This window comes from Mycobacterium paraense (assembly GCF_002101815.1).
Lineage (GTDB): Bacteria > Actinomycetota > Actinomycetes > Mycobacteriales > Mycobacteriaceae > Mycobacterium > Mycobacterium paraense.
This window is the reverse complement of sequence record NZ_LQPM01000021.1, coordinates 1-22,274: the sequence shown is the minus strand read 5'-3', so window position 1 is coordinate 22,274 and position 22,274 is coordinate 1. Positions and strand designations below refer to the sequence as shown.

At 66.5% G+C, this 22,274-nt stretch carries 18 protein-coding genes and 3 rRNA genes; 12 read left to right on the top strand and 9 right to left on the bottom strand.

Translation table 11 applies throughout. From position 1 onward, the window contains the following. Nucleotides 1-13 precede the first annotated feature (13 nt). Genes atpD through AWB89_RS16895 form a run of 3 tightly spaced genes read left to right on the top strand, consistent with a single transcriptional unit; the run spans nucleotide 14 to nucleotide 2,297 of the window. On the top strand, nucleotides 14-1,471 hold the full coding sequence (gene atpD / locus AWB89_RS16905; RefSeq protein ID WP_085092747.1) for a F0F1 ATP synthase subunit beta: 1,458 nt from the start codon (nucleotides 14-16) through the stop codon (nucleotides 1,469-1,471). A 12-nt stretch (nucleotides 1,472-1,483) separates the two neighbouring features. Continuing rightward, nucleotides 1,484-1,849 carry a F0F1 ATP synthase subunit epsilon gene (locus AWB89_RS16900; protein ID WP_085092745.1) on the top strand — a complete coding sequence of 122 codons (366 nt, stop codon included), beginning with the start codon at nucleotides 1,484-1,486 and terminating at the stop codon, nucleotides 1,847-1,849. Nucleotides 1,850-1,856: 7 nt separating this feature from the next. Beyond that, on the top strand, nucleotides 1,857-2,297 hold the full coding sequence (locus AWB89_RS16895) for a DUF2550 domain-containing protein (RefSeq protein ID WP_085092743.1): 441 nt from the start codon (nucleotides 1,857-1,859) through the stop codon (nucleotides 2,295-2,297). Between the two features lie 15 nt (nucleotides 2,298-2,312). Here AWB89_RS16895 and AWB89_RS16890 read toward each other — a convergent pair whose 3' ends face one another. Beyond that, complete coding sequence (locus AWB89_RS16890) at nucleotides 2,313-2,894, bottom strand: cob(I)yrinic acid a,c-diamide adenosyltransferase (protein ID WP_085175216.1); 582 nt, start codon at nucleotides 2,892-2,894, stop codon at nucleotides 2,313-2,315. Between the two features lie 70 nt (nucleotides 2,895-2,964). Between AWB89_RS16890 and murA the strand changes: the two genes are divergently transcribed. The 4 genes from murA to rrf all read left to right on the top strand — a co-directional run bounded on the left by murA (nucleotide 2,965) and on the right by rrf (nucleotide 9,702). Continuing rightward, on the top strand, nucleotides 2,965-4,218 hold the full coding sequence (murA, locus tag AWB89_RS16885) for a UDP-N-acetylglucosamine 1-carboxyvinyltransferase (RefSeq protein ID WP_085092739.1): 1,254 nt from the start codon (nucleotides 2,965-2,967) through the stop codon (nucleotides 4,216-4,218). A 379-nt stretch (nucleotides 4,219-4,597) separates the two neighbouring features. Continuing rightward, nucleotides 4,598-6,117: ribosomal RNA gene (locus AWB89_RS16880) — 16S ribosomal RNA — on the top strand. A gap of 280 nt (nucleotides 6,118-6,397) precedes the next feature. Next, nucleotides 6,398-9,498, top strand: a 23S ribosomal RNA gene (locus AWB89_RS16875). Between the two features lie 90 nt (nucleotides 9,499-9,588). Continuing rightward, nucleotides 9,589-9,702 (top strand): 5S ribosomal RNA (rrf, locus tag AWB89_RS16870). Together the 16S, 23S and 5S rRNA genes form the textbook arrangement of a ribosomal RNA operon. A gap of 88 nt (nucleotides 9,703-9,790) precedes the next feature. Here rrf and AWB89_RS16865 read toward each other — a convergent pair. The 3 genes from AWB89_RS16865 to AWB89_RS16855 all read right to left on the bottom strand — a co-directional run bounded on the left by AWB89_RS16865 (nucleotide 9,791) and on the right by AWB89_RS16855 (nucleotide 12,754). Continuing rightward, complete coding sequence (locus tag AWB89_RS16865; protein ID WP_085175214.1) at nucleotides 9,791-10,312, bottom strand: methylated-DNA--[protein]-cysteine S-methyltransferase; 522 nt, start codon at nucleotides 10,310-10,312, stop codon at nucleotides 9,791-9,793. Then, the gene (locus tag AWB89_RS16860) at nucleotides 10,309-11,805 is read right to left on the bottom strand and encodes a DNA-3-methyladenine glycosylase 2 family protein (protein ID WP_085175212.1); all 1,497 of its coding nucleotides are present in this window, start codon (nucleotides 11,803-11,805) and stop codon (nucleotides 10,309-10,311) included. Before AWB89_RS16860 ends, AWB89_RS16865 begins: the two co-directional genes overlap by 4 nt. A 64-nt stretch (nucleotides 11,806-11,869) precedes the next feature. Beyond that, nucleotides 11,870-12,754, bottom strand: coding sequence for a LysR family transcriptional regulator (locus AWB89_RS16855; RefSeq protein WP_162293322.1), 885 nt, complete (start codon nucleotides 12,752-12,754; stop codon nucleotides 11,870-11,872). Nucleotides 12,755-12,844: 90 nt separating this feature from the next. On the opposite strand from AWB89_RS16855, the gene AWB89_RS16850 reads away from it, so the two are divergent. After that, nucleotides 12,845-14,086, top strand: coding sequence for an MFS transporter (locus AWB89_RS16850; protein ID WP_142282558.1), 1,242 nt, complete (start codon nucleotides 12,845-12,847; stop codon nucleotides 14,084-14,086). Here the strand turns inward: AWB89_RS16850 and AWB89_RS28490 are convergent. The 3 genes from AWB89_RS28490 to AWB89_RS16840 form a co-directional block, all read right to left on the bottom strand. Next, nucleotides 14,035-14,160: an MFS transporter small subunit gene (locus AWB89_RS28490; protein ID WP_420914800.1), complete on the bottom strand. Its 126-nt coding sequence runs from the start codon at nucleotides 14,158-14,160 to the stop codon at nucleotides 14,035-14,037. The genes AWB89_RS16850 and AWB89_RS28490 overlap by 52 nt on opposite strands. After that, a complete protein-coding gene (locus AWB89_RS16845) occupies nucleotides 14,157-15,548 on the bottom strand; it encodes an L-lactate MFS transporter (protein ID WP_241520522.1) in 1,392 nt (463 codons plus the stop codon). Before AWB89_RS16845 ends, AWB89_RS28490 begins: the two co-directional genes overlap by 4 nt. A 153-nt stretch (nucleotides 15,549-15,701) precedes the next feature. Further along, nucleotides 15,702-17,327, bottom strand: a complete 1,626-nt coding sequence (locus tag AWB89_RS16840; RefSeq protein ID WP_085175210.1) for an adenylate/guanylate cyclase domain-containing protein — start codon at nucleotides 17,325-17,327, stop codon at nucleotides 15,702-15,704. Between the two features lie 45 nt (nucleotides 17,328-17,372). Here AWB89_RS16840 and nucS point away from each other — a divergent pair, with 45 nt between their 5' ends. Beyond that, nucleotides 17,373-18,044 (top strand): endonuclease NucS, encoded by a 672-nt coding sequence (nucS, locus tag AWB89_RS16835; protein ID WP_085092729.1) that lies wholly within the window; start codon nucleotides 17,373-17,375, stop codon nucleotides 18,042-18,044. A gap of 23 nt (nucleotides 18,045-18,067) precedes the next feature. Then, nucleotides 18,068-18,361: a hypothetical protein gene (locus AWB89_RS16830; RefSeq protein ID WP_085175208.1), complete on the top strand. Its 294-nt coding sequence runs from the start codon at nucleotides 18,068-18,070 to the stop codon at nucleotides 18,359-18,361. Between the two features lie 10 nt (nucleotides 18,362-18,371). Here the strand turns inward: AWB89_RS16830 and mce are convergent, their stop codons facing one another. Then, on the bottom strand, nucleotides 18,372-18,830 hold the full coding sequence (gene mce / locus AWB89_RS16825; RefSeq protein WP_139830429.1) for a methylmalonyl-CoA epimerase: 459 nt from the start codon (nucleotides 18,828-18,830) through the stop codon (nucleotides 18,372-18,374). Between the two features lie 78 nt (nucleotides 18,831-18,908). Between mce and AWB89_RS16820 the strand changes: the two genes are divergently transcribed. Both AWB89_RS16820 and AWB89_RS16815 read left to right on the top strand, forming a co-directional pair. Continuing rightward, nucleotides 18,909-20,090, top strand: a complete 1,182-nt coding sequence (locus tag AWB89_RS16820) for an acetyl-CoA C-acetyltransferase (protein WP_085175206.1) — start codon at nucleotides 18,909-18,911, stop codon at nucleotides 20,088-20,090. A gap of 132 nt (nucleotides 20,091-20,222) precedes the next feature. After that, nucleotides 20,223-21,134: a tetratricopeptide repeat protein gene (locus AWB89_RS16815; RefSeq protein WP_085175204.1), complete on the top strand. Its 912-nt coding sequence runs from the start codon at nucleotides 20,223-20,225 to the stop codon at nucleotides 21,132-21,134. A gap of 8 nt (nucleotides 21,135-21,142) precedes the next feature. Here the strand turns inward: AWB89_RS16815 and AWB89_RS28315 are convergent. Further along, nucleotides 21,143-22,274: hypothetical protein (locus AWB89_RS28315; RefSeq protein WP_193791366.1), on the bottom strand; the 1,132-nt coding region annotated here is incomplete at its 5' end.

Genomic DNA, 22,274 nt, shown 5'->3' with positions numbered 1-22,274 from the left:
AGGAAGAAGAAACATGACTGCTACTGACCAGAAGAGCAAAGAGTCGAAGGACACCGACACCAGCGGCCGCGTGGTCCGCGTCGCCGGTCCCGTCGTCGACGTCGAGTTCCCGCGCGGCTCGGTGCCGGAACTGTTCAACGCGCTGCACGCCGACATCACCTTCGAGGAGCTCAAGAAGACGCTCACGCTCGAGGTCGCGCAGCACCTGGGCGACAACCTGGTTCGGACGATCTCCCTGCAACCCACCGACGGCCTGGTGCGCGGCGTCGAGGTGACCGACACCGGTAACTCGATCTCGGTGCCGGTGGGCGAGGACGTCAAGGGCCACGTCTTCAACGCCCTCGGCGACTGCCTCGACAAGCCCGGATATGGCGAGGACTTCGACCACTGGTCGATTCACCGCAAGCCGCCGCCCTTCGAGGAGCTCGAGCCGCGCACCGAGATGCTCGAGACCGGCCTGAAGGTCGTCGACCTGCTGACCCCGTACGTGCGTGGCGGCAAGATCGCCCTGTTCGGCGGTGCCGGCGTGGGCAAGACGGTGCTGATCCAAGAGATGATCAACCGCATCGCCCGAAACTTCGGTGGTACTTCGGTTTTCGCCGGCGTGGGCGAGCGCACCCGCGAGGGCAACGACCTGTGGGTGGAGCTCAAGGAAGCCGACGTGCTCAAGGACACCGCGCTGGTGTTCGGTCAGATGGACGAGCCGCCCGGCACCCGTATGCGGGTGGCGCTGTCGGCGCTGACGATGGCCGAGTGGTTCCGCGACGAGGCGGGCCAGGACGTGCTGTTGTTCATCGACAACATCTTCCGGTTCACCCAGGCCGGCTCCGAGGTGTCGACCCTGCTCGGTCGCATGCCGTCGGCGGTGGGCTACCAGCCCACCCTGGCCGACGAGATGGGCGAGCTGCAGGAGCGCATCACCTCGACGCGTGGCCGCTCGATCACGTCGATGCAGGCGGTGTACGTGCCGGCGGACGACTACACCGACCCGGCGCCCGCGACCACGTTCGCGCACCTCGACGCCACTACCGAGCTGTCGCGTTCGGTGTTCTCCAAGGGTATCTTCCCCGCGGTGGACCCGCTGGCGTCGAGCTCGACGATCCTGGACCCCAGTATCGTCGGTGACGAGCACTACCGCGTTGCACAGGAAGTCATCCGAATCCTGCAGCGCTACAAGGACCTTCAGGACATCATCGCTATCCTCGGCATCGACGAACTGTCCGAGGAGGACAAGCAGCTGGTGCAGCGCGCCCGCCGCATCGAACGGTTCCTGTCGCAGAACATGATGGCGGCCGAACAGTTCACCGGTCAGCCGGGTTCGACGGTGCCGGTCAAGGAGACCATCGAGGCGTTCGACAAGCTGACGAAGGGCGACTTCGACCACATCCCCGAGCAGGCCTTCTTCCTGATCGGCGGCCTCGACGACCTGGCCAAGAAAGCCGAAAGCTTCGGCGCCAAACTGGATTCCTGAGGACTGAGCGGCATGGCCGAATTGAACGTGGAGATCGTCGCCGTCGACCGGAAGATCTGGTCGGGTGAGGCGACGTTCCTGTTCACCCGCACCACCGTCGGCGAGATCGGCATCCTGCCCCACCACATCCCGCTGGTCGCCCAACTGGTCGACGACGCCATGGTGCGCGTCGAACGCGAAGGCGAGGACGACCTGCGGGTCGCGGTGGAGGGCGGGTTTCTGTCGGTGACCGAGGAGAGCGTGACGATCCTGGCCGAATCCGCGGAGTTCGAGTCGGAGATCGACGAGAGCGCCGCCCGCCAGGATTCCGAGTCCGACGATCCCCGGGTTGCCGCCAGGGGGCGCGGCAGACTGCGCGCCGTCGGCGCGATCGACTAACGCCCCGATGAGCGCGCCCATGGTCGGCATGGTCGTGCTCGTCGTCATGCTGGCGGCCGCCGTGTTGGCCCTGAGCTATCGGCTGTGGAAGCTGCGCCAGGGCGGCACGGCCGGGATCATGCGTGACATCCCCGCCGTCGGCGGGCACGGCTGGCGGCACGGCGTGATCCGCTATCGCGGCGGCGAGGCCGCCTTCTACCGGCTGTCCAGCCTGCGTTTGTGGCCGGACCGCCGGCTCAGCCGGCGGGGGGTAGAGATCGTGGCCCGGCGCGCGCCGCGCGGCGACGAATTCGACATCATGACCGACGAGATCGTCGTACTCGAGCTGCGCGACACGACGCAGGACCGGGCCGGTTACGAGCTTGCGCTCGACAAGGGCGCCCTGACCGCGTTCCTGTCCTGGCTGGAATCCCGGCCGTCGCCGCGCGCCCGCCGTCGCAGCGTATAGGCGTTGCGCCGCAGGCTAACTCGCGTTCGTCCCGCCGCCCGGCTGCCACAGCACGTCGCCGTCGGGGTTGGCCGCGCGCGACAGGATGAACAGCAGGTCGGACAGCCGGTTCAGGTACTTTGCCGGCAGCGCGCTGACCCCGTCGGGCTGCGAATCCACCGCGGCCCACGCCGAGCGCTCGGCCCGCCGCACCACGGTGCGGGCCACGTGTAACAGCGCCGACAGCGGTGAACCCCCGGGCAGCACAAAGGAATTCAGCGCCGGTAGCGGCTCGTTGTACTTGTCGCACCATGCCTCGAGCCGATCGATGTAGGCCTGGGGAACTCGCAGCGGGGGATATTTGGGGTCTTCGGCCACCGGGGTCGACAGATCCGCGCCGGCGTCGAACAAGTCGTTCTGGATCTGCCGCAGCACGCCCGCGATTTCCCCGTCGGGCCGACCGAGCGCGATCGCGACGCCGATCGCGGAGTTGGCCTCGTCGCAATCCGCGTAGGCCACCAGGCGGGGGTCGTTCTTGGAGACCCGTGAGAAATCGCTCAATCCGGTCGTCCCGTCGTCGCCGGTTCGCGTATAGATGCGGGTCAGGTGGATGGCCATGAGAAAACGGTACTCGGCTGGCCGCCTCGGCTGACTGACAAGCCGAAACCGCTTCATTAAACTGACGCGGGTGACTGAGCGATTCGTGGTGACCGGCGGGAACCGGTTGTCCGGCGAAGTCGCTGTCGGGGGCGCCAAGAACAGCGTGCTCAAGCTGATGGCCGCGACCCTGCTGGCCGAGGGCACCAGCACCATCACCAACTGCCCGGACATCCTGGACGTGCCGCTGATGGCCGAGGTGCTGCGCGGCCTGGGCGCCACCGTCGAGCTCGACGGTGACGTCGCCCGCATCACCTCGCCCGACGAGCCCAAGTACGACGCGGACTTCGCGGCGGTGCGGCAGTTCCGCGCCTCGGTCTGCGTGCTGGGCCCGCTGGTCGGCCGCTGCAAGCGCGCCAGGGTCGCGCTCCCCGGCGGGGACGCGATCGGATCGCGTCCGCTGGACATGCATCAGGCGGGCCTGCGGCAGCTGGGTGCGCAATGCAACATCGAGCACGGCTGCGTGGTCGCCCAGGCAGACACCCTGCGCGGCGCGGAGATTCAGCTGGAGTTCCCCTCCGTGGGGGCCACCGAGAACATCCTGATGGCCGCCGTCGTGGCCGAGGGCGTCACCACCATTCACAACGCGGCGCGCGAACCGGACGTGGTCGATCTGTGCACGATGCTCAACCAGATGGGTGCGCAGATCGAGGGCGCGGGTTCGCCGACCATGACGATCACCGGCGTCCCGCGGCTACATCCCACGGAACACCGAGTGATCGGCGACCGCATCGTGGCCGCCACCTGGGGCATCGCCGCGGCCATGACCCGCGGCGACATCGAGGTGACCGGCGTCGACCCGGCCCACCTGCAGGTGGTGCTGCACAAGTTGCACGATGCGGGCGCCACGGTCACCCAGACCGACGACAGCTTCCGGGTGACCCAGTACGAGCGCCCCAAGGCCGTCAACGTCGCGACCCTGCCTTTTCCCGGGTTCCCGACCGACCTGCAGCCGATGGCGATCGCGCTGGCCTCCATCGCCGACGGCACGTCGATGATCACCGAGAACGTGTTCGAAGCCCGCTTCCGGTTCGTCGAGGAGATGATCCGGCTGGGCGCCGACGCCCGCACCGACGGGCACCACGCCGTCGTGCGGGGCCTGCCACAACTGTCCAGCGCGCCGGTGTGGTGTTCGGACATCCGGGCCGGTGCCGGCCTGGTGCTGGCCGGGCTCGTCGCCGACGGTGACACCGAGGTCCACGATGTCTTCCACATCGACCGGGGCTACCCGTTGTTCGTCGAAAACCTGGCGATTTTGGGAGCGGAGATCGAGCGGGTAGAGTAGTCAAAGTCAGTGCCCCACAAGGGCGGTCACCCCTCGAGGGGGACCGAAACCGGGGCCTTGACTCCCTCGCCGGATCGGTACTAGCCTGGCACGGCTGTCCCGCAGCGGTCACCACACAAGATGACCAAAACTGGGACTTGACGCCTCCGCCAGAACGGTATTAAGCTGGCAGGGTTGCCCGGAAGCGGGCGAAAATAAGCATGAGTGTTGTTTGAGAACTCAATAGTGTGTTTGGTCTTTTTAATTGTTGTTGTTTTTTGGCCATACTCTGCACTCCCCGTGTGTGGGTATGGCTGTTTTTTGATGCCAGATGTTTGGCGTCTTTTTGTTAGGTCAGATTTTCTCTGATTGTAAATTCACCTCGTTATCGAGGGGTTTTTGTTTGGAGAGTTTGATCCTGGCTCAGGACGAACGCTGGCGGCGTGCTTAACACATGCAAGTCGAACGGAAAGGCCCCTTCGGGGGTACTCGAGTGGCGAACGGGTGAGTAACACGTGGGTAATCTGCCCTGCACTTCGGGATAAGCCTGGGAAACTGGGTCTAATACCGGATAGGACCATTTAGCGCATGCTTTATGGTGGAAAGCTTTTGCGGTGTGGGATGGGCCCGCGGCCTATCAGCTTGTTGGTGGGGTGACGGCCTACCAAGGCGACGACGGGTAGCCGGCCTGAGAGGGTGTCCGGCCACACTGGGACTGAGATACGGCCCAGACTCCTACGGGAGGCAGCAGTGGGGAATATTGCACAATGGGCGCAAGCCTGATGCAGCGACGCCGCGTGGGGGATGACGGCCTTCGGGTTGTAAACCTCTTTCAGCAGGGACGAAGCGCAAGTGACGGTACCTGCAGAAGAAGCACCGGCCAACTACGTGCCAGCAGCCGCGGTAATACGTAGGGTGCGAGCGTTGTCCGGAATTACTGGGCGTAAAGAGCTCGTAGGTGGTTTGTCGCGTTGTTCGTGAAATCTCACGGCTTAACTGTGAGCGTGCGGGCGATACGGGCAGACTGGAGTACTGCAGGGGAGACTGGAATTCCTGGTGTAGCGGTGGAATGCGCAGATATCAGGAGGAACACCGGTGGCGAAGGCGGGTCTCTGGGCAGTAACTGACGCTGAGGAGCGAAAGCGTGGGGAGCGAACAGGATTAGATACCCTGGTAGTCCACGCCGTAAACGGTGGGTACTAGGTGTGGGTTTCCTTCCTTGGGATCCGTGCCGTAGCTAACGCATTAAGTACCCCGCCTGGGGAGTACGGCCGCAAGGCTAAAACTCAAAGGAATTGACGGGGGCCCGCACAAGCGGCGGAGCATGTGGATTAATTCGATGCAACGCGAAGAACCTTACCTGGGTTTGACATGCACAGGACGCCGGCAGAGATGTCGGTTCCCTTGTGGCCTGTGTGCAGGTGGTGCATGGCTGTCGTCAGCTCGTGTCGTGAGATGTTGGGTTAAGTCCCGCAACGAGCGCAACCCTTGTCTCATGTTGCCAGCGCGTAATGGCGGGGACTCGTGAGAGACTGCCGGGGTCAACTCGGAGGAAGGTGGGGATGACGTCAAGTCATCATGCCCCTTATGTCCAGGGCTTCACACATGCTACAATGGCCGGTACAAAGGGCTGCGATGCCGTAAGGTTAAGCGAATCCTTTTAAAGCCGGTCTCAGTTCGGATCGGGGTCTGCAACTCGACCCCGTGAAGTCGGAGTCGCTAGTAATCGCAGATCAGCAACGCTGCGGTGAATACGTTCCCGGGCCTTGTACACACCGCCCGTCACGTCATGAAAGTCGGTAACACCCGAAGCCAGTGGCCTAACCCTTTGGGAGGGAGCTGTCGAAGGTGGGATCGGCGATTGGGACGAAGTCGTAACAAGGTAGCCGTACCGGAAGGTGCGGCTGGATCACCTCCTTTCTAAGGAGCACCACGAAAAGCACCCCAACTGGTGGGGTGCGAGCCGTGAGGGGTTCCCGCCTGTAGTGGGCGGGGGCCGGGTGCGCAACAACAAAGCGAAAGCCAGACACACTATTGGGTCCTGAGACAGCACTCGGGTTGTTTCGAGTGGTGTCCCTCCATCTTGGTGGTGGGGTGTGGTGTTTGAGAACTGGATAGTGGTTGCGAGCATCTAAATGGATGCGCTGCCCTCGTGGCGGTGTGTCCATTAAATGTTGTAATTTTTCTTTGGTTTTTGTGTTTGTAAGTGCTTAAGGGCGCATGGTGGATGCCTTGGCATCGAGAGCCGATGAAGGACGTGGGAGGCTGCGATATGCCTCGGGGAGCTGTCAACCGAGCGTTGATCCGAGGATTTCCGAATGGGGAAACCCAGCACGAGTGATGTCGTGTTACCCGCACCTGAATATATAGGGTGCGGGAGGGAACGCGGGGAAGTGAAACATCTCAGTACCCGTAGGAGAAGAAAACAATTGTGATTCCGTCAGTAGTGGCGAGCGAACGCGGAACATGGCTAAACCGCACGCATGTGTAACCGGGTAGGGGTTGTGTGTGCGGGGTTGTGGGATTGATATGTCTCAGCTCTACCTGGCTGAGGGGTAGTCAGAAAGTGTCGTGGTTAGCGGAAGTGGCCTGGGATGGTCCGCCGCAGACGGTGAGAGCCCGGTACGCGAAAACCCGGCACCTACCTTGTATCAACTCCCGAGTAGCAGCGGGCCCGTGGAATCTGCTGTGAATCTGCCGGGACCACCCGGTAAGCCTAAATACTTCTCGATGACCGATAGCGGATTAGTACCGTGAGGGAATGGTGAAAAGTACCCCGGGAGGGGAGTGAAAGAGTACCTGAAACCGTGTGCCTACAATCCGTCAGAGCCTCCTTGTGGGGTGATGGCGTGCCTTTTGAAGAATGAGCCTGCGAGTCAGGGACATGTCGCGAGGTTAACCCGTGCGGGGTAGCCGCAGCGAAAGCGAGTCTGAATAGGGCGCATCCCCTTTGGGGTGTAGTGGCATGTTCTGGACCCGAAGCGGAGTGATCTACCCATGGCCAGGGTGAAGCGCGGGTAAGACCGCGTGGAGGCCCGAACCCACTTAGGTTGAAGACTGAGGGGATGAGTTGTGGGTAGGGGTGAAAGGCCAATCAAACTCCGTGATAGCTGGTTCTCCCCGAAATGCATTTAGGTGCAGCGTTACGTGTTTCACCACGGAGGTAGAGCTACTGGATGGCCGATGGGCCCTACTAGGTTACTGACGTCAGCCAAACTCCGAATGCCGTGGTGTATAGCGTGGCAGTGAGACGGCGGGGGATAAGCTCCGTACGTCGAAAGGGAAACAGCCCAGATCGCCGGCTAAGGCCCCAAAGCGTGTGCTAAGTGGGAAAGGATGTGCAGTCGCAGAGACAACCAGGAGGTTGGCTTAGAAGCAGCCACCCTTGAAAGAGTGCGTAATAGCTCACTGGTCAAGTGATTGTGCGCCGATAATGTAGCGGGGCTCAAGCACACCGCCGAAGCCGCGACAACCGCAAGGTTGGGTAGGGGAGCGTCCCCCATTCAGCGAAGCCGCCGGGTGACCGGTGGTGGAGGGTGGGGGAGTGAGAATGCAGGCATGAGTAGCGATAAGGCAAGTGAGAACCTTGCCCGCCGTAAGACCAAGGGTTCCTGGGCCAGGCCAGTCCGCCCAGGGTGAGTCGGGACCTAAGGCGAGGCCGACAGGCGTAGTCGATGGACAACGGGTTGATATTCCCGTACCCGTGTGTGCGCGTCCCTGACGAATCAACGGTACTAACCACCCAAAACCGGATCGACCATTTCCCTTCGGGGGCATGGAGTTTCGGGGCTGCGTGGGACCTTCGTTGGTAGTAGTCAAGCGATGGGGTGACGCAGGAAGGTAGCCGTACCAGTCAGTGGTAATACTGGGGCAAACCTGTAGGGAGAGCGATAGGCAAATCCGTCGCTCACATTCCTGAGAGGTGATGCATAGCCGGTTGAGGTGAATTCGGTGATCCTCTGCTGCCAAGAAAAGCCTCTAGCGAGCACACACACGGCCCGTACCCCAAACCGACACAGGTGGTCAGGTAGAGCATACCGAGGCGTACGAGATAACTATGGTTAAGGAACTCGGCAAAATACCCCCGTAACTTCGGGAGAAGGGGGGCCGGAATACCGTGAACAGCCTTGCGCTGGGAGCGGGATCCGGTCGCAGAAACCAGCGAGAAGCGACTGTTTACTAAAAACACAGGTCCGTGCGAAGTCGCAAGACGATGTATACGGACTGACGCCTGCCCGGTGCTGGAAGGTTAAGAGGACCCGTTAACCGCAAGGTGAAGCGGAGAATTTAAGCCCCAGTAAACGGCGGTGGTAACTATAACCATCCTAAGGTAGCGAAATTCCTTGTCGGGTAAGTTCCGACCTGCACGAATGGCGTAACGACTTCTCGACTGTCTCAACCATAGACTCGGCGAAATTGCACTACGAGTAAAGATGCTCGTTACGCGCGGCAGGACGAAAAGACCCCGGGACCTTCACTACAACTTGGTATTGGTGTTCGGTACGGTTTGTGTAGGATAGGTGGGAGACTGTGAAACCCCAACGCCAGTTGGGGCGGAGTCGTTGTTGAAATACCACTCTGATCGTATTGGACACCTAACGTCGAACCGTATATCCGGTTCACGGACAGTGCCTGGCGGGTAGTTTAACTGGGGCGGTTGCCTCCTAAAATGTAACGGAGGCGCCCAAAGGTTCCCTCAACCTGGACGGCAATCAGGTGTTGAGTGTAAATGCACAAGGGAGCTTGACTGCGAGACCTACACGTCAAGCAGGGACGAAAGTCGGGATTAGTGATCCGGCACCCCCGAGTGGAAGGGGTGTCGCTCAACGGATAAAAGGTACCCCGGGGATAACAGGCTGATCTTCCCCAAGAGTCCATATCGACGGGATGGTTTGGCACCTCGATGTCGGCTCGTCGCATCCTGGGGCTGGAGCAGGTCCCAAGGGTTGGGCTGTTCGCCCATTAAAGCGGCACGCGAGCTGGGTTTAGAACGTCGTGAGACAGTTCGGTCTCTATCCGCCGCGCGCGTCAGAAACTTGAGGAAACCTGTCCCTAGTACGAGAGGACCGGGACGGACGAACCTCTGGTACACCAGTTGTCCCACCAGGGGCACCGCTGGATAGCCACGTTCGGACAGGATAACCGCTGAAAGCATCTAAGCGGGAAACCTTCTCCAAGATCAGGTTTCTCACCCTTTTAGAGGGATAAGGCCCCCCACAGAACATGGGTTCGATAGGCCAGACCTAGAAGCTCAGTAATGAGTGCAGGGAACTGGCACTAACCGGCCGAAAACTTACCAACACAAATCGCAACCACAATCCAGCGCCTGACAGCAATGTCGTGGCGCACCACACCCCCCACCAGAACACTTGAATGAAAAATAAATAGAGTTACGGCGGCCACAGCGACAGGGAAACGCCCGGTCCCATCCCGAACCCGGAAGCTAAGCCTGTCAGCGCCGATGATACTGCCCTCTTCGGGTGGAAAAGTAGGACACCGCCGAACATATACAAAAACACCCCCGGCAACGGGGGTGTTTTTGCATTTTCTTGCCGGCGAATGTCGAGTTGTTGCGGCGATTATCGGGAAAGCATCACAACAAGTCGGCGTTCGGCCGTTTAGTGAACAATGTCAGCTCGGCCGGCATGCGATTTTTCTCCAAGTCGAGCAGCGTTCGCTTTCGATCCAGCCCGCCGCCGTAGCCGGTGAGGCTGCCGCTGGCGCCGATCACCCGGTGGCACGGAACGACGATCGCGATGGGATTGTGGCCGTTGGCCCAGCCGACGGCGCGCGCCGAGCCGGGGGTGCCGATCTGCGCGGCGATCTCCCCGTACGACCGCGTCTCGCCATACGGGATCGTCAGCAGCGCCTGCCACACGCGCCGCTGGAATTCCGTGCCCCGCAGCTCGAGCTCGATGTCGAACGCGGTGAGCTCGCCGGCGAAATAGGCGCCGAGTTGCTCGACGGCCGCACCGAACGCCCGCGGCTCGGGCGACCAGCCGGCGCGGTTCGGTTCGTAGGTCTGGTCGACCATCCGCAGGTTCGTCAAGACCCCGTCGCGCCCGGCCAGGGTCAGCAGCCCGATCGGGCTCTCGATGGTGCGGTAGCTGATCATGCGCCCTCCTTGGGAGGCTTTGGCGGCCAATGGTTTACCGGATGGTCGAGGGTCGCCCACAGATGCTGGGTGGCATACGAGCGCCAGGGCCGCCAGCGGGCGCTGCGTTCGACGAGTTTGCGCTGATCCGCGGGGAGCCCGAGTTGCTTTGCGGCCAGCCGGAGCCCGAGGTCGCTGGCAGGAAAGGCGTCCGGGTCGCCCAGGGCGCGCATCGCGATCACCTCCGCGGTCCAGGGGCCGACGCCGGGCAGCGCCAGCAATTGTGCGCGGGCGGCCTCCCAGTCGCTTCCGGCGTCCAGGACGACGCTGCCGTCGGCGAGGCCGGCGATCAGCGCGTGGAGCGTGCGTCGTCGTGCCTCGGGGACCGCCAGGTGGACGGGGTCGATGTCGGCGAGCTGTTCGACCGACGGGAACGCATGCGTCAACGCGTCCTCGGGGTCGCGCACCGGTGCGCCGTAGGCCGCGACCAGCCGGCCCGCGTGGGTCCTGGCGGCCTTGGTCGAGACCTGCTGGCCCAGCACCGCGCGCACGGCCAGCTCGGCCTCGTCGACGGTGCGCGGGATGCGTTGCCCCGGCGCCTTTTCCACCACCGCGGCCAGCTCGGGGTCGCCGGCCAACGCGTCGACCACGGCTTCGGGGTCGGCGTCGAGGTCCAGCAGCCGCCGGCAGCGGGCGATCGCGGTGGTGAGGTCGCGGAAGTCGTCGAGCGCCAGCCGGCAGCGGACGTGGTCGACGGCCGGTGCCAGCGTCACGACCGCGCCGCCGTGGGGAAGCCGCAGGGTGCGCCGGTAGGCGCCGTCGCGCACCTCCTCGCAGCCGGGCACGACGCCGGCCGCCAGGTGGCCGAACACGCCCTCGTAGGCGAACGGCGTGCGCACCGGCAGCCGAAGGCACAGCGCGCCAGGGGGATTGGCCTCGACCCCCATCCGGGCGGCCGCCCGCCGGCGCAATGCCGACGGCGTGGTCTCGAACACCGAGCGCACGGTGTCGTTGAACTGGCGGATGCTGGAGAACCCGGCGGCGAACGCGACGTCGCCGAACGGCAGCTCCGTGGTCTCGATGAGCAGCCGCGCGGTCTGGGCGCGCTGCGCCCGGGCCAGCGCGAGCGGGCCGGCGCCCACCTCGGCCTGCAGGAGCCGCTCCAGCTGCCGGGTGGTGTAGCCGAGATGAGCCGCGAGTCCGCCGACGCCCTCCCGGTCCACGGTGCCGTCGCCGATCAGCCGCATCGCCCGCGCGACGACGTCGCCGCGCACGTTCCATTCGGGGGATCCGGGTGAGGCGTCGGGGCGGCACCGCTTGCACGCCCGGAACCCGGCCCGCTGGGCGGCCGCCGCCGTCGGGTAGAACCGGACGTTGCGCGCGAACGGCGGCCGCACGGGGCAGCTGGGCCGGCAATAGATCCGAGTCGTCAGCACCGCGGTGACGAACCAGCCGTCGAACCGGGCGTCCTTGGACTGGACGGCCCGGTAGCAGCGTTCGAAATCGTCGTGCACGGTTCCACAGTTACACCCGCCCCCCGACAAAACTGGCGGAAAACCGACATTGCAGTCCACTGCGCTACGGTCCCTGGTGGTGCAGGGCCGCGGCGGACGCGATGAAGTCGCGGGCCGGGCGGGACAGCGGTCGCCCGGAATTCCAGATCATCCCGACATCGCGGTAGGCGTCGGCGTCGGCCAATGGCAGCACGCTGACCCCGGGCGCGTGATCGCTGCCGTCGATGGGCATCAGGCTGATGCCCAGCCCCGCGGCCACCAGGCCCACGGTCGACGTGAGGTTCGCCGACTCGAGGACGATCCGCGGCTGGATTTGCGCCGCCGCGCAAAGCTCGTCGAGCAGCCGTCGCATGCCGAAGCCGGGCCGCATGGCCACGAACGGCTCGTCGGCCAGGTCCGTCATGGACACCGCCGCCGCGCCGGCAAGCGCGTGGTCGCACGGGAACGCGACGCCGAGCCGCTGGCGAAACAGGCCGCGCCAGGCCAGGTTTGGCGCCTGCGGCCGCGGCGACACCACGCCCATGTCGATCGACCCGGACTGCACGAGATCGCCGATCGATTCGGCGGCGCCCTCCTCCAGCGTGAACGTCACTCGCGGTGAGGCTTCGGCGAACCCGGCGATCAAGCGCGGCACCACCGTTGACCCGAACGAACCGAGGAAGCCGAGTCGGATCTCGCCGACGGCCGGGTTGGCCAGATCGTCGATCGCCCGCCGCGCCGAATCGAGTTCGGACTGGGCCCGGCGCGCGTGCTCGTAAAAGATGCGGCCGTAGGTGTTCAGCGCGAGCCGCTTGCCGCGGCGATCGAACAGCGCCACCCCCAGCTGCCGTTCCAGGCGCGCCAGCATTCGGGTGAGCGTCGGCTGCGCGATGTGCAACTGGCCGGCCGCCGCCGTGACGTGTTCCAGCTCCGCCAGTGTGACGAACCACTCGTAGTCGCCATCGGGCACGCCCGCCACCTCCGCTTATTCTGATAATGAATCATAAGCGATTAAACAATTCATTTCCTTTCCTATCGGCCGGCGCCGAGCATCGTTGTTATGCCAACTGCACATCAAGCCGGAAGCCGCGGGTATCGGCGAGTGACCGCGGCGCTGTACGGCGCCGGCCTGGCCAGCTTCGCCGCGATGTACTGCACGCAGGCGTTGTTGCCGGCCTTCTCGGCGTATTACCGGATCTCCCCGGCCACCGCGGCGCTCGCGGTCTCGCTGACCACCGGCATGCTGGCGCTGTCCGTCGTTCCCGCGAGCGTGCTTTCCGAGCGCTACGGGCGCGTGACGGTGATGCTGACGTCCGGGGTGGCCGCCAGTGTCGTCGGGTTGTTGCTGCCCTTCAGCCCGTCGCTCGGCGTTCTGCTCGCGGGGCGGGCGCTGCAAGGCGTCGCGCTCGCCGGGATCCCCGCCGTCGCGATGGCTTTTCTCGCCGAGGAGATCCACGCCTCGTCGCTGGGCTCGGCGATGGGGCGGTACATCGCCGGTACCACCGTGGGTGGGCTGGCCGGCCGGATCGTCCCCGCCCTGGTCGTCGACGTCAGCAACTGGCACGTGGCGCTGTTGGTGTCGTCATTGACGACGCTGGCCGGCACCGTGGTCTTCGCCGTCGTGGTGCCCCGGTCGCAGTTCTTCACGCCGAAGGCGGCGAACGTGCGGGCCACGGCGCGCAACCTGGCGACTCATCTGCGAAACCCCGTGCTGCTGAAGCTCTTTGCGTTGGGTTTCACGCTCATGGGCGGATTCGTCACGGTGTACAACTACCTGGGGTACCGACTGACGGCCCAGCCCTTCGGATTGGCTCCCTCGATCGTCGGGCTGTTGTTCGTGCTGTATCTGGTGGGCACGTGGACGTCCGTCGTGGCAGGGCGGCTGGCCGACCGCAGGGGACGCGCGCTCGTGCTCGGCGGCGCCTTGCCCATCACGGTGGCCGGCCTGCTGTTGACCGTGCCGCACTCGCTGGCCACGATCGTCCTCGGGGTTGCGGTGTTCACCGGCGGGTTCTTCGCCGCGCACACGGTGGCCAGCGGTTGGGTGGGCGCCGTCGCGCAGCGGGATCGGGCCGAGGCGTCCGCGCTGTATCTGTTCAGCTACTACCTGGGCGGTTCGGTCGCCGGCGCATTCGGCGGCGTCGTCTACGCCGCCGGCGGCTGGCCGGCGACGGCGTGGTTCGTGGGCGCGCTGCTGTTCGCGGCGTCGTTATTGGCGGCGCTGTTGGTGCGGGAACGGCCCGCGATCGTTCAGGCGCCGAACAACTGGGTGATCTTCGAAAAGAGTTGCCAGACCCCATAAGCGAAGGGCAGGGCCACCCACAGCCACGCCAGTGCGATGGGAGCGGGGCGGACCGCCGCCGTCGGGTTCGTCACGGTTGCCTCTCCGGTTGCCGGTGGGGAATTGCCTCGGGCGCCACCGCGGCGCCGTCGGGCTCATGGAACTTGGCGGCCACCGGCCTGATCAGCTCGTTGCAGATCAGTCCGATGGCCAACAGCGCGATCATCACCTCGAACGACACGAGGTAGAGGTCCGGGCCGTGCTTCCCGGCCGTCTTCTGGGAATCGGCGATGGCGTTGACGATCAGCGGGCCCAGCACACCCGCGACCGACCAGGCCGTCAGCAGCCTGCCGTGGATGGCGCCAACCTCGTAGGTGCCGAACAGGTCTCGCAGATACGCCGGAACCGTCGAGAAGCCCGCGCCGTAGAACGACAGGATCAGCACGGTGCACAGCAGGAAGGCGACCTTGTTGGTGTTCGTCGTCAACACCAGCGTGAGGTAGAGCAGTGCGCCGCCGCCGAGGTAGAGCCGGTACATGTTCTTGCGGCCCAGCGCATCCGACAGCGACGACCACCCGATCCGGCCGAGCATGTTGGCCAGCGACAGCAGGGCGACGAACCCTGCGGCGGCCGAAGCCAGCACGGCCGCACGGGGCGCCCGCGGGAAGAAATCCTGATAGATCGGTGACGCCTTTTCCAGGATGCCGATCCCGGCGGTGACGTTGAAGCAGAGCACCACCCACAACAGCCAGAACTGGGGCGTCTTGACCGCGTTGGCCGCCGACACGCCGGCGGCGCTGACCAGCGCTCCGGCCTTGTGCGGCTTGGGTTTCCAGCCCGCCGGCGCCCAGCCCGGCGCCGGCACCCGGATCAGCAGGCACCCCATCGACATGAACAGCGCGTAGGTGCAGCCCATCACCAGGAAGGTCCGCGCGACGCCGGCGGTGCTGGTGCGGCCGAACGCGTCGAGCAGGCTGTTGGTCCACGGCGACGCGATCAGGGCGCCGCCGCCGAAGCCCATGATCGCCAGGCCGGTCGCCATGCCGGGGCGGTCGGGAAACCACTTGATCAACGTGGACACCGGCGAGATGTAGCCGATACCGAGGCCGACCCCTCCGACGACCCCGTAGCCCACCACGACGAGCCAGTATTGGTGGACGGAGACCCCGAATCCCGCGATCAGCAGCCCGCTGCAGAAGCACACGGTGGCAACGACCATGGCCCAGCGTGGCCCGTAGTGGTCGACCCGCGTTCCGAACGCGGCGGCCGAAAGGCCCAGCGCCACAATGGCGACCGTGAAGGGCATCGCGCTCGCGGTCCCGGAGACGTGCAGCGACTTCTCCAGCGGGATCTTGAAGACGCTCCAGGCGTAGGCCGACCCGATGGCCAGGTGGATGGACAGCGCGGCCGGCGGGACCAGCCAGCGGTTCCACCCGGGTCTGGCAACGATTCTCGAACGGTCCAGCAAGCCAACGCTTGTCACGATGCACCCTTCTCATGTCGCCGGGCGGGGCTCCGTCCCGTCGCCACTATTTGTGGGGTGCAACCGCGCGGTCAAGGCACGTCTTCTATTGTCCGATAAGGGATTTCTATCGACAACGCTCACCGCGTTGACCACGAGCGTTGTCAGCGCGAATTAGCGGTCGGGCCGGGCGGCCTCGACCGGGTAGGCCAGCCGGGTGGGGCGCTCGTGCCCGCGCAGGGTCACGGTGTCGCCCAAAGACCAACGGGCACATTCCTCTTCGCCGGCACCTTCCAGCGCGTCGGCGGTCGCGAGCAATTTGCCCGGCCGCGACTTCGCCAGCTCGCACAGCCGAGCGGCCTCGTTGACCGGCTCGCCGATGACGGTGTACTCGAACCGCTCCTTGGCGCCCACGTTGCCGGCGACGACCTGACCGGCCGCCACGCCGATGCCGGCGTCCAGCTCGCACATCTCGTCGGCCAGCCGTTCGGCGATGCGGCGCGCCGCGGCCAGCGCTTCGTCTTCGGGCGAGTCCAGGTGGTTCGGAGCCCCGAAGATGGCCAGCGACGCGTCGCCCTCGAACTTGTTGACCAGGCCGCAGTGGCGGTCCACCTCCTCGACGACGATCGCGAAGAACCGGTTGAGCACCTCGACGACTTGGGTCGGGGGTTGGGTGGTCACCAATTGGGTGGAGCCCACGATGTCGATGAAGACGACGGCGACGTGTCGTTCCTCGCCGCCGAGTTTCGGTCGCTCGCGCTCGGCGGCCAGCGCGACCTCGCGGCCGACGTGCCGGCCGAACAGGTCGCGCACGCGCTCCCGCTCGCGCAGGCCGTCGACCATCGCGTTGAACCCGCGCTGCAACTCGCCGAGCTCGGTGCCGTCGAACACCACCAGGTCGCCGCGCAGATTGCCCTGCTCGACGCGGCGCAGCGCCGCGCGCACCACCCGCACCGGTGTCGCGGTCAGCCAGGCCAGGATCCACATCAAGGCGCAACCGAAGATCAGGGTGGCGAAGCACACGATGAGCACGCCGACGGCGAACTGGGTTTGGGTCAGATTCCGCAGCAAGATCTCGAACACGGCCAGCAGGGCGATGCCGATGACGGGCACGCCCGAACCGAGGAACCAGACCACCATCGTCCGGCCCATGATGCCCGACGACAACCGCCGTGGCGGGGGCCCCGCCTCGAGTGCCTGAGCGGCCACCGGTCGCAGCGCGAACTCGGCGAGCAGATAGCTGCCGGTGGCCACCAGGACCCCACCGAAACCCACCGCGACGAAGAACCGCGGGATGAACATGGTGTTGATCAGGCCGTAGAGGGTCGTCAGCACGACCGTCCCGATGGCCCAGAGGATGAGGTCGAACGCGGCGATCCGCCACGGGGCCAGAAAGGTGTTGCGCTCGTCCTCTCTGGTCGGGGTGCGCTCGTCGATCGCCCAGCGCAACGCGATGACCGTCCGGCGCGTGATCCAATAGGTGCCCACCGCCAAGGCCAGCGCGATGTAGGCCGGCACGACCCCGAACGTGAGCCAGGCCGGTGCGTCCTCGAACACGCTCGGTTCGGGAACCGCAACCGCGACGATCAGCATCACCGCGGCGATACCGATGAGGTTCGCCCCGAGAACCAGCACGGTCATGATGACCTGGATGCGGATGCGGCGACGTCGTTGGCTTTCCGACACCCGCCCGAGGAGCAGGGACCCGTACGCGGGCGTTTCGGGCAGACGGCCGCTCTGCCGGGTAATCCGCTCGAGCACCCGGCCGATACGTTGTGCCACGCTCTTTTTGGCCAGCATCGTGGCGCAAGCCTAATTTGTGGGGCTCGCTCTAAGGTGAGTCGGGTGCGCCTCGTTATCGCCCAATGCACCGTCGACTACGTCGGCCGGCTCACCGCCCACCTGCCGTCGGCGCGGCGGCTGCTGCTGTTCAAGGCCGACGGGTCGGTCAGCGTGCACGCCGACGACCGCGCCTACAAGCCGCTGAACTGGATGAGCCCGCCGTGCTGGCTCACCGAGGAGGCCGGCGGCGAGGCGGCGCTGTGGGTGGTGGAGAACAAGGCGGGCGAGCAGCTGCGCATCACCGTCGAGGAGATCGAGCACGACTCCAGCCACGACCTGGGCGTCGACCCCGGCTTGGTGAAGGACGGCGTCGAGGCCCACCTTCAGGCGTTGCTCGCCGAGCACGTCCAGCTGCTGGGCGAGGGATACACGTTGGTCCGCCGCGAGTACATGACCGCGATCGGACCCGTGGATCTGCTCTGCCGCGACGAGAACGGCGGCTCGGTGGCGGTCGAGATCAAGCGCCGCGGCGAGATCGACGGCGTGGAGCAGCTCACCCGCTACCTCGAGTTGCTCAACCGCGACAGCGTGCTGGCGCCGGTCAAGGGAATCTTTGCCGCCCAGCAGATCAAACCGCAGGCGCGCACGCTGGCCACCGACCGTGGGATTCGTTGCGTCACATTGGATTACGACAAGATGCGCGGCATGGACAGCGACGAGTACCGGCTGTTCTGACGTGCCCAACTAGACTGGCGGGCATGCCTCGGCGCCGCCCACCGCCCCGTCGGCAGCGCCCGGTGTCGCTCCCGCCGGTTCCGCACCGGGTCGAGACCGGGCCCGACGGCTACGAATACGAGGTGCGCCCCGTAGCGGCGGCCCGCGCGGTCAAGACCTATCGTTGCCCCGGTTGCGATCACGAAATCGCTACCGGCACTGCACATCTGGTGGTGTGGCCCATCGAGGGGCCACAGGGGCCCGATGACCGGCGGCATTGGCACACGCCGTGCTGGGCCAACCGCGCGACTCGCGGCCCGACCAGGAAGTGGTCTTAGGCGCCGCCCGCTAGGAGGCCGGCTCGACCAACTCGATGAGGACTCCGCCGGCGTCCTTGGGATGGATGAAGTTGATCCGCGAGTTTGCTGTGCCGCGCCGGGGCGCCTCGTAGACGAGTCGCACGCCCTGCTCACGCAGCTGCTCGCAGATGGTGTCCAGATCGCTGACCCGAACGGCCATCTGTTGGATGCCAGGTCCGCGCTTTTCCATGAACTTCGCGATCGTCGACGAGTCGTCCAGCGGGGCCATCAGCTGCAGCTGCGCGCTGGTGCCGGGGACGGCCAGCATCGCCTCGCGAATGCCCTGGTCGTCGTTGACTTCCTCGTGCACCAGGATCATGCCGAGGTGGTCGTGGTACCAGGTGATTGCGGCGTCCAGGTCGGCGACCGCAATGCCGACGTGATCGAGGCCGGTCACCAAGGAGGTGGCCAGGAGGTGACGGGCGTCAACTTGATCGGTCGTCATCACACCACGGTAACGTGGCAGCAAAGATTCCGCCTCTCCAGGTAGCGGAATCAGCCGTTTGCGCACGCCCAGGAGGTTCTCATGACGACGTCGGTGATTGTTGCTGGGGCGCGGACGCCCATCGGGAAACTGATGGGTTCGCTGAAGGACTTCTCGGCGAGCGACCTGGGCGCAATCGCGATCGCCGGGGCGCTCGAGAAGGCGAAGCTACCCGCGTCGGCGGTCGAGTACGTGATCATGGGCCAGGTGCTGACGGCCGGGGCGGGCCAGATGCCGGCGCGCCAGGCGGCGGTCGCGGCGGGCATCGGCTGGGACGTTCCGGCGCTGACGATCAACAAGATGTGCCTGTCCGGCATCGACTCCATCGCGCTGGCTGACCAGCTCATTCGCGCCGGGGAGTTCGACGTGGTGGTGGCCGGCGGCCAGGAGTCGATGACGAAGGCGCCCCACCTGCTGATGGACAGTCGGGCGGGCTACAAGTACGGCGACGTCACGGTGCTGGACCACATGGCCTACGACGGGCTGCACGACGTGTTCACCGACCAGCCGATGGGCGCGCTCACCGAGCAGCGCAACGACGTCGACAAGTTCACCCGGGCCGAGCAGGACGAGTTCGCTGCGCGGTCCCACCAGAAGGCCGCCGCGGCGTGGAAGGACGGCGTCTTCACCGACGAGGTGGTGCCGGTCAATATCCCGCAGCGCAAGGGCGATCCGTTGCAGTTCACCGAGGACGAGGGGATCCGCGCCAACACCACCGCGGAGTCCCTGGCCGGCCTCAAACCGGCGTTTCGCCGCGACGGCACCATCACCGCCGGCTCGGCGTCGCAGATTTCCGACGGCGCCGCCGCGGTCGTCGTGATGAACAAGGCGAAGGCGCAGGAGCTCGGGCTTTCCTGGCTCGCCGAGATCGGCGCGCACGGCGTGGTGGCCGGGCCGGATTCGACGCTGCAGTCGCAGCCGGCCAACGCGATCAAGAAGGCGCTCGGCCGGGAGGGGATCTCCGTCGACCAGCTCGACGTCGTCGAGATCAACGAGGCGTTTGCCGCGGTGGCCCTGGCCTCGACCCGCGAACTCGGCGTCGATCCCGAGATCGTGAACGTCAACGGCGGCGCGATCGCGGTCGGTCATCCGATCGGCATGTCGGGCGCCAGGATCACCTTGCACGTGGCCCTGGAGTTGGCGCGGCGGGGCTCCGGCTACGGCGTCGCGGCCCTCTGCGGGGCGGGCGGTCAGGGCGACGCGCTGATTTTGCGGGCGGGCTGACCGGATCCGAACTGGCCGGTAACTTTGCTGTGGTCAGGGGCCCCGAATCGGGTGTGATTTGCGTCATATGAGGCGTTTGCGGGCTGCACCCGGGTGGACCCCCGACCGGCGCGGCGTGACAAACTTGACGGCGTGACGCGTCCGCGACCCTCGATCGGGCCCGCACTGGCAGGTGCGGTCGACCTCTCCGGGCTCAAACAGCGGGCCCAGCAGACCGCTTCCGCCGCCGGCCCTGCGGGCGCTTCGGCGCCCGCAACGCCGGGTGGCACGGAGGTCAACGAGGCCAATTTCGAAGAGCAAGTGATCGTCCGGTCCGATGAGGTCCCGGTCGTGGTGTTGTTGTGGTCGCCGCGCAGCGACGCCTGCATCCAGCTCCTCGAGACGCTGTCCGACATGGCCGTCCAGGACAACGGCACCTGGGCGCTGGCGACGGTCAACGTCGACGTGACGCCGAGGGTGGCCCAGATATTCGGCGTCGACGCGGTGCCGACCGTCGTGGCGTTGGCCGCCGGCCAGCCGCTGTCCAGCTTCCAGGGCGTTCAGCCGCCCGACCAGTTGCGCCGATGGGTGGACTCACTGCTGTCCGCGACGGCCGGAAAGCTCAGGGGGCCAAGCGGTTCCGGCGAAGCGGAAGTGGATCCGCAACTGGCCCAGGCGCGCCAGCAACTCGAGGCCGGCGATTTCACCGCCGCCAAGGCGTCGTATCAGGCGATCCTGGACGCCAACCCGGCCAGCGCCGAAGCCAAGGGTGCGATCCGGCAGATCGACTTCCTCACGCGCGCAACGACGCAACGCCCGGACGCCGTCGCGGTTGCCGATGCCGCGCCGGGCGACATCGATGCCGCGTTCGCCGCCGCCGACGTGCAGATCCTCAACCAGGACGTGAGCACGGCGTTCGATCGCCTGATCGCGTTGGTGCGCAGCACATCCGGCGACGAGCGCACCCGGGTGCGCACCCGGCTGATCGAGCTGTTCGAGCTGTTCGATCCGGCCGACCCCGAGGTCGTCGCCGGTCGGCGCAACCTCGCCAACGCGCTGTACTGAGTTCGGCCTTACGGCCCCGAGATCCCGTTCGCGCCGCCCAGGCCAAGCACCCCGCCCGTGCCGCCGGCACCGCCGGCGCCGCCCAGACCGGTCGCCCCGCCGACTCCGCCGTTGCCGCCGTTGCCGCCATCGCCGAGCAGCACGGCGTTGCCGCCGGCCCCTCCAGTCCCACCGGTGCCGGTCGGAACCAGGCTGGTGCCGCCCGCGCCGCCACCGCCGCCGTTGCCGAACAGGCCCGCCGTACCGCCAGCTCCGCCGCCCCCGCCGTTACCGCCGAAACTGAATCCGCCGACGCCGCCCGTGCCGCCGTCGCCGTCGAGCAGCCCCGCGTTGCCGCCGGCCCCGCCGGCTCCAGCGGTCGCGCCGCCGCCACCACCGCCGCCGGCACCGCCGGAGCCGACGAGCAGCCCGCCCTTGCCGCCGACGCCTCCGGCCCCGCCGATCGAGTTGGTGTCGAACCCGTTTCCGCCGGTGCCGCCGGAGCCGCCGAAGCCGAACCACCCGGCGGCACCGCCCGCGCCGCCGGTGCCGGCAAGTCCCTTCAGGCTTTCGGCGCCGGCGCCGCCGGAGCCGCCCGCACCGAACAGCCCGCCGGCGCCGCCCGCGCCGCCGGACCCACCGTTGGCGCCGATGCTGGAGCCGAACCCGCCGGTGCCGCCGCTACCGCCGACGCCAGAGAGAAAGCCGCCGGCGCCGCCGATTCCGCCGGTCCCGCCGTCAGCGGCGTTGTTGCCCAGTCCGCCGGCGCCGCCGGCGCCGCCGGCGCTGAAGAGGCCACCGGCGCCTCCGGCGCCGCCGACCCCACCGTGGAAGCCGCTGCCGTTCCCCGTCCCGCCCGTGCCGCCCGCGCCACCCGCTGCGAAGGGGTCAAACAACCCGCTGCGACCGCCGGCCCCGCCGGCACCGCCGAATTGGCCAACCCCGCCAACGCCGCCGAGGCCGCCGGAACCTAGCAGGCCGGCGGCCCCGCCGGCCCCGCCCACGCCGCCATTGCCGGTGGCGAGGGCGAACCCGCCGGCCCCGCCGGGGCCGCCGGTGCCGAACAGCAGGCCGCCCGCGCCGCCGGCGCCACCCGCTCCGCCGTTGCCGGCGGGGGCGTTGCCGCCCGCCCCGCCGGCCCCGCCGACGCCGAAGAGGCCC

Coding starts and splice junctions, on each gene's coding strand:
- atpD (WP_085092747.1), top strand. CDS start 14: ATGACTGCTACTGACCAGAAGAGCAAAGAGTCGAAGGACACCGACACC.
- AWB89_RS16900 (WP_085092745.1), top strand. CDS start 1,484: ATGGCCGAATTGAACGTGGAGATCGTCGCCGTCGACCGGAAGATCTGG.
- AWB89_RS16895 (WP_085092743.1), top strand. CDS start 1,857: ATGAGCGCGCCCATGGTCGGCATGGTCGTGCTCGTCGTCATGCTGGCG.
- AWB89_RS16890 (WP_085175216.1), bottom strand. CDS start 2,894: ATGGCCATCCACCTGACCCGCATCTATACGCGAACCGGCGACGACGGG.
- AWB89_RS16865 (WP_085175214.1), bottom strand. CDS start 10,312: ATGATCAGCTACCGCACCATCGAGAGCCCGATCGGGCTGCTGACCCTG.
- AWB89_RS16850 (WP_142282558.1), top strand. CDS start 12,845: ATGCCAACTGCACATCAAGCCGGAAGCCGCGGGTATCGGCGAGTGACC.
- AWB89_RS16840 (WP_085175210.1), bottom strand. CDS start 17,327: ATGCTGGCCAAAAAGAGCGTGGCACAACGTATCGGCCGGGTGCTCGAG.
- AWB89_RS16830 (WP_085175208.1), top strand. CDS start 18,068: ATGCCTCGGCGCCGCCCACCGCCCCGTCGGCAGCGCCCGGTGTCGCTC.
- AWB89_RS16820 (WP_085175206.1), top strand. CDS start 18,909: ATGACGACGTCGGTGATTGTTGCTGGGGCGCGGACGCCCATCGGGAAA.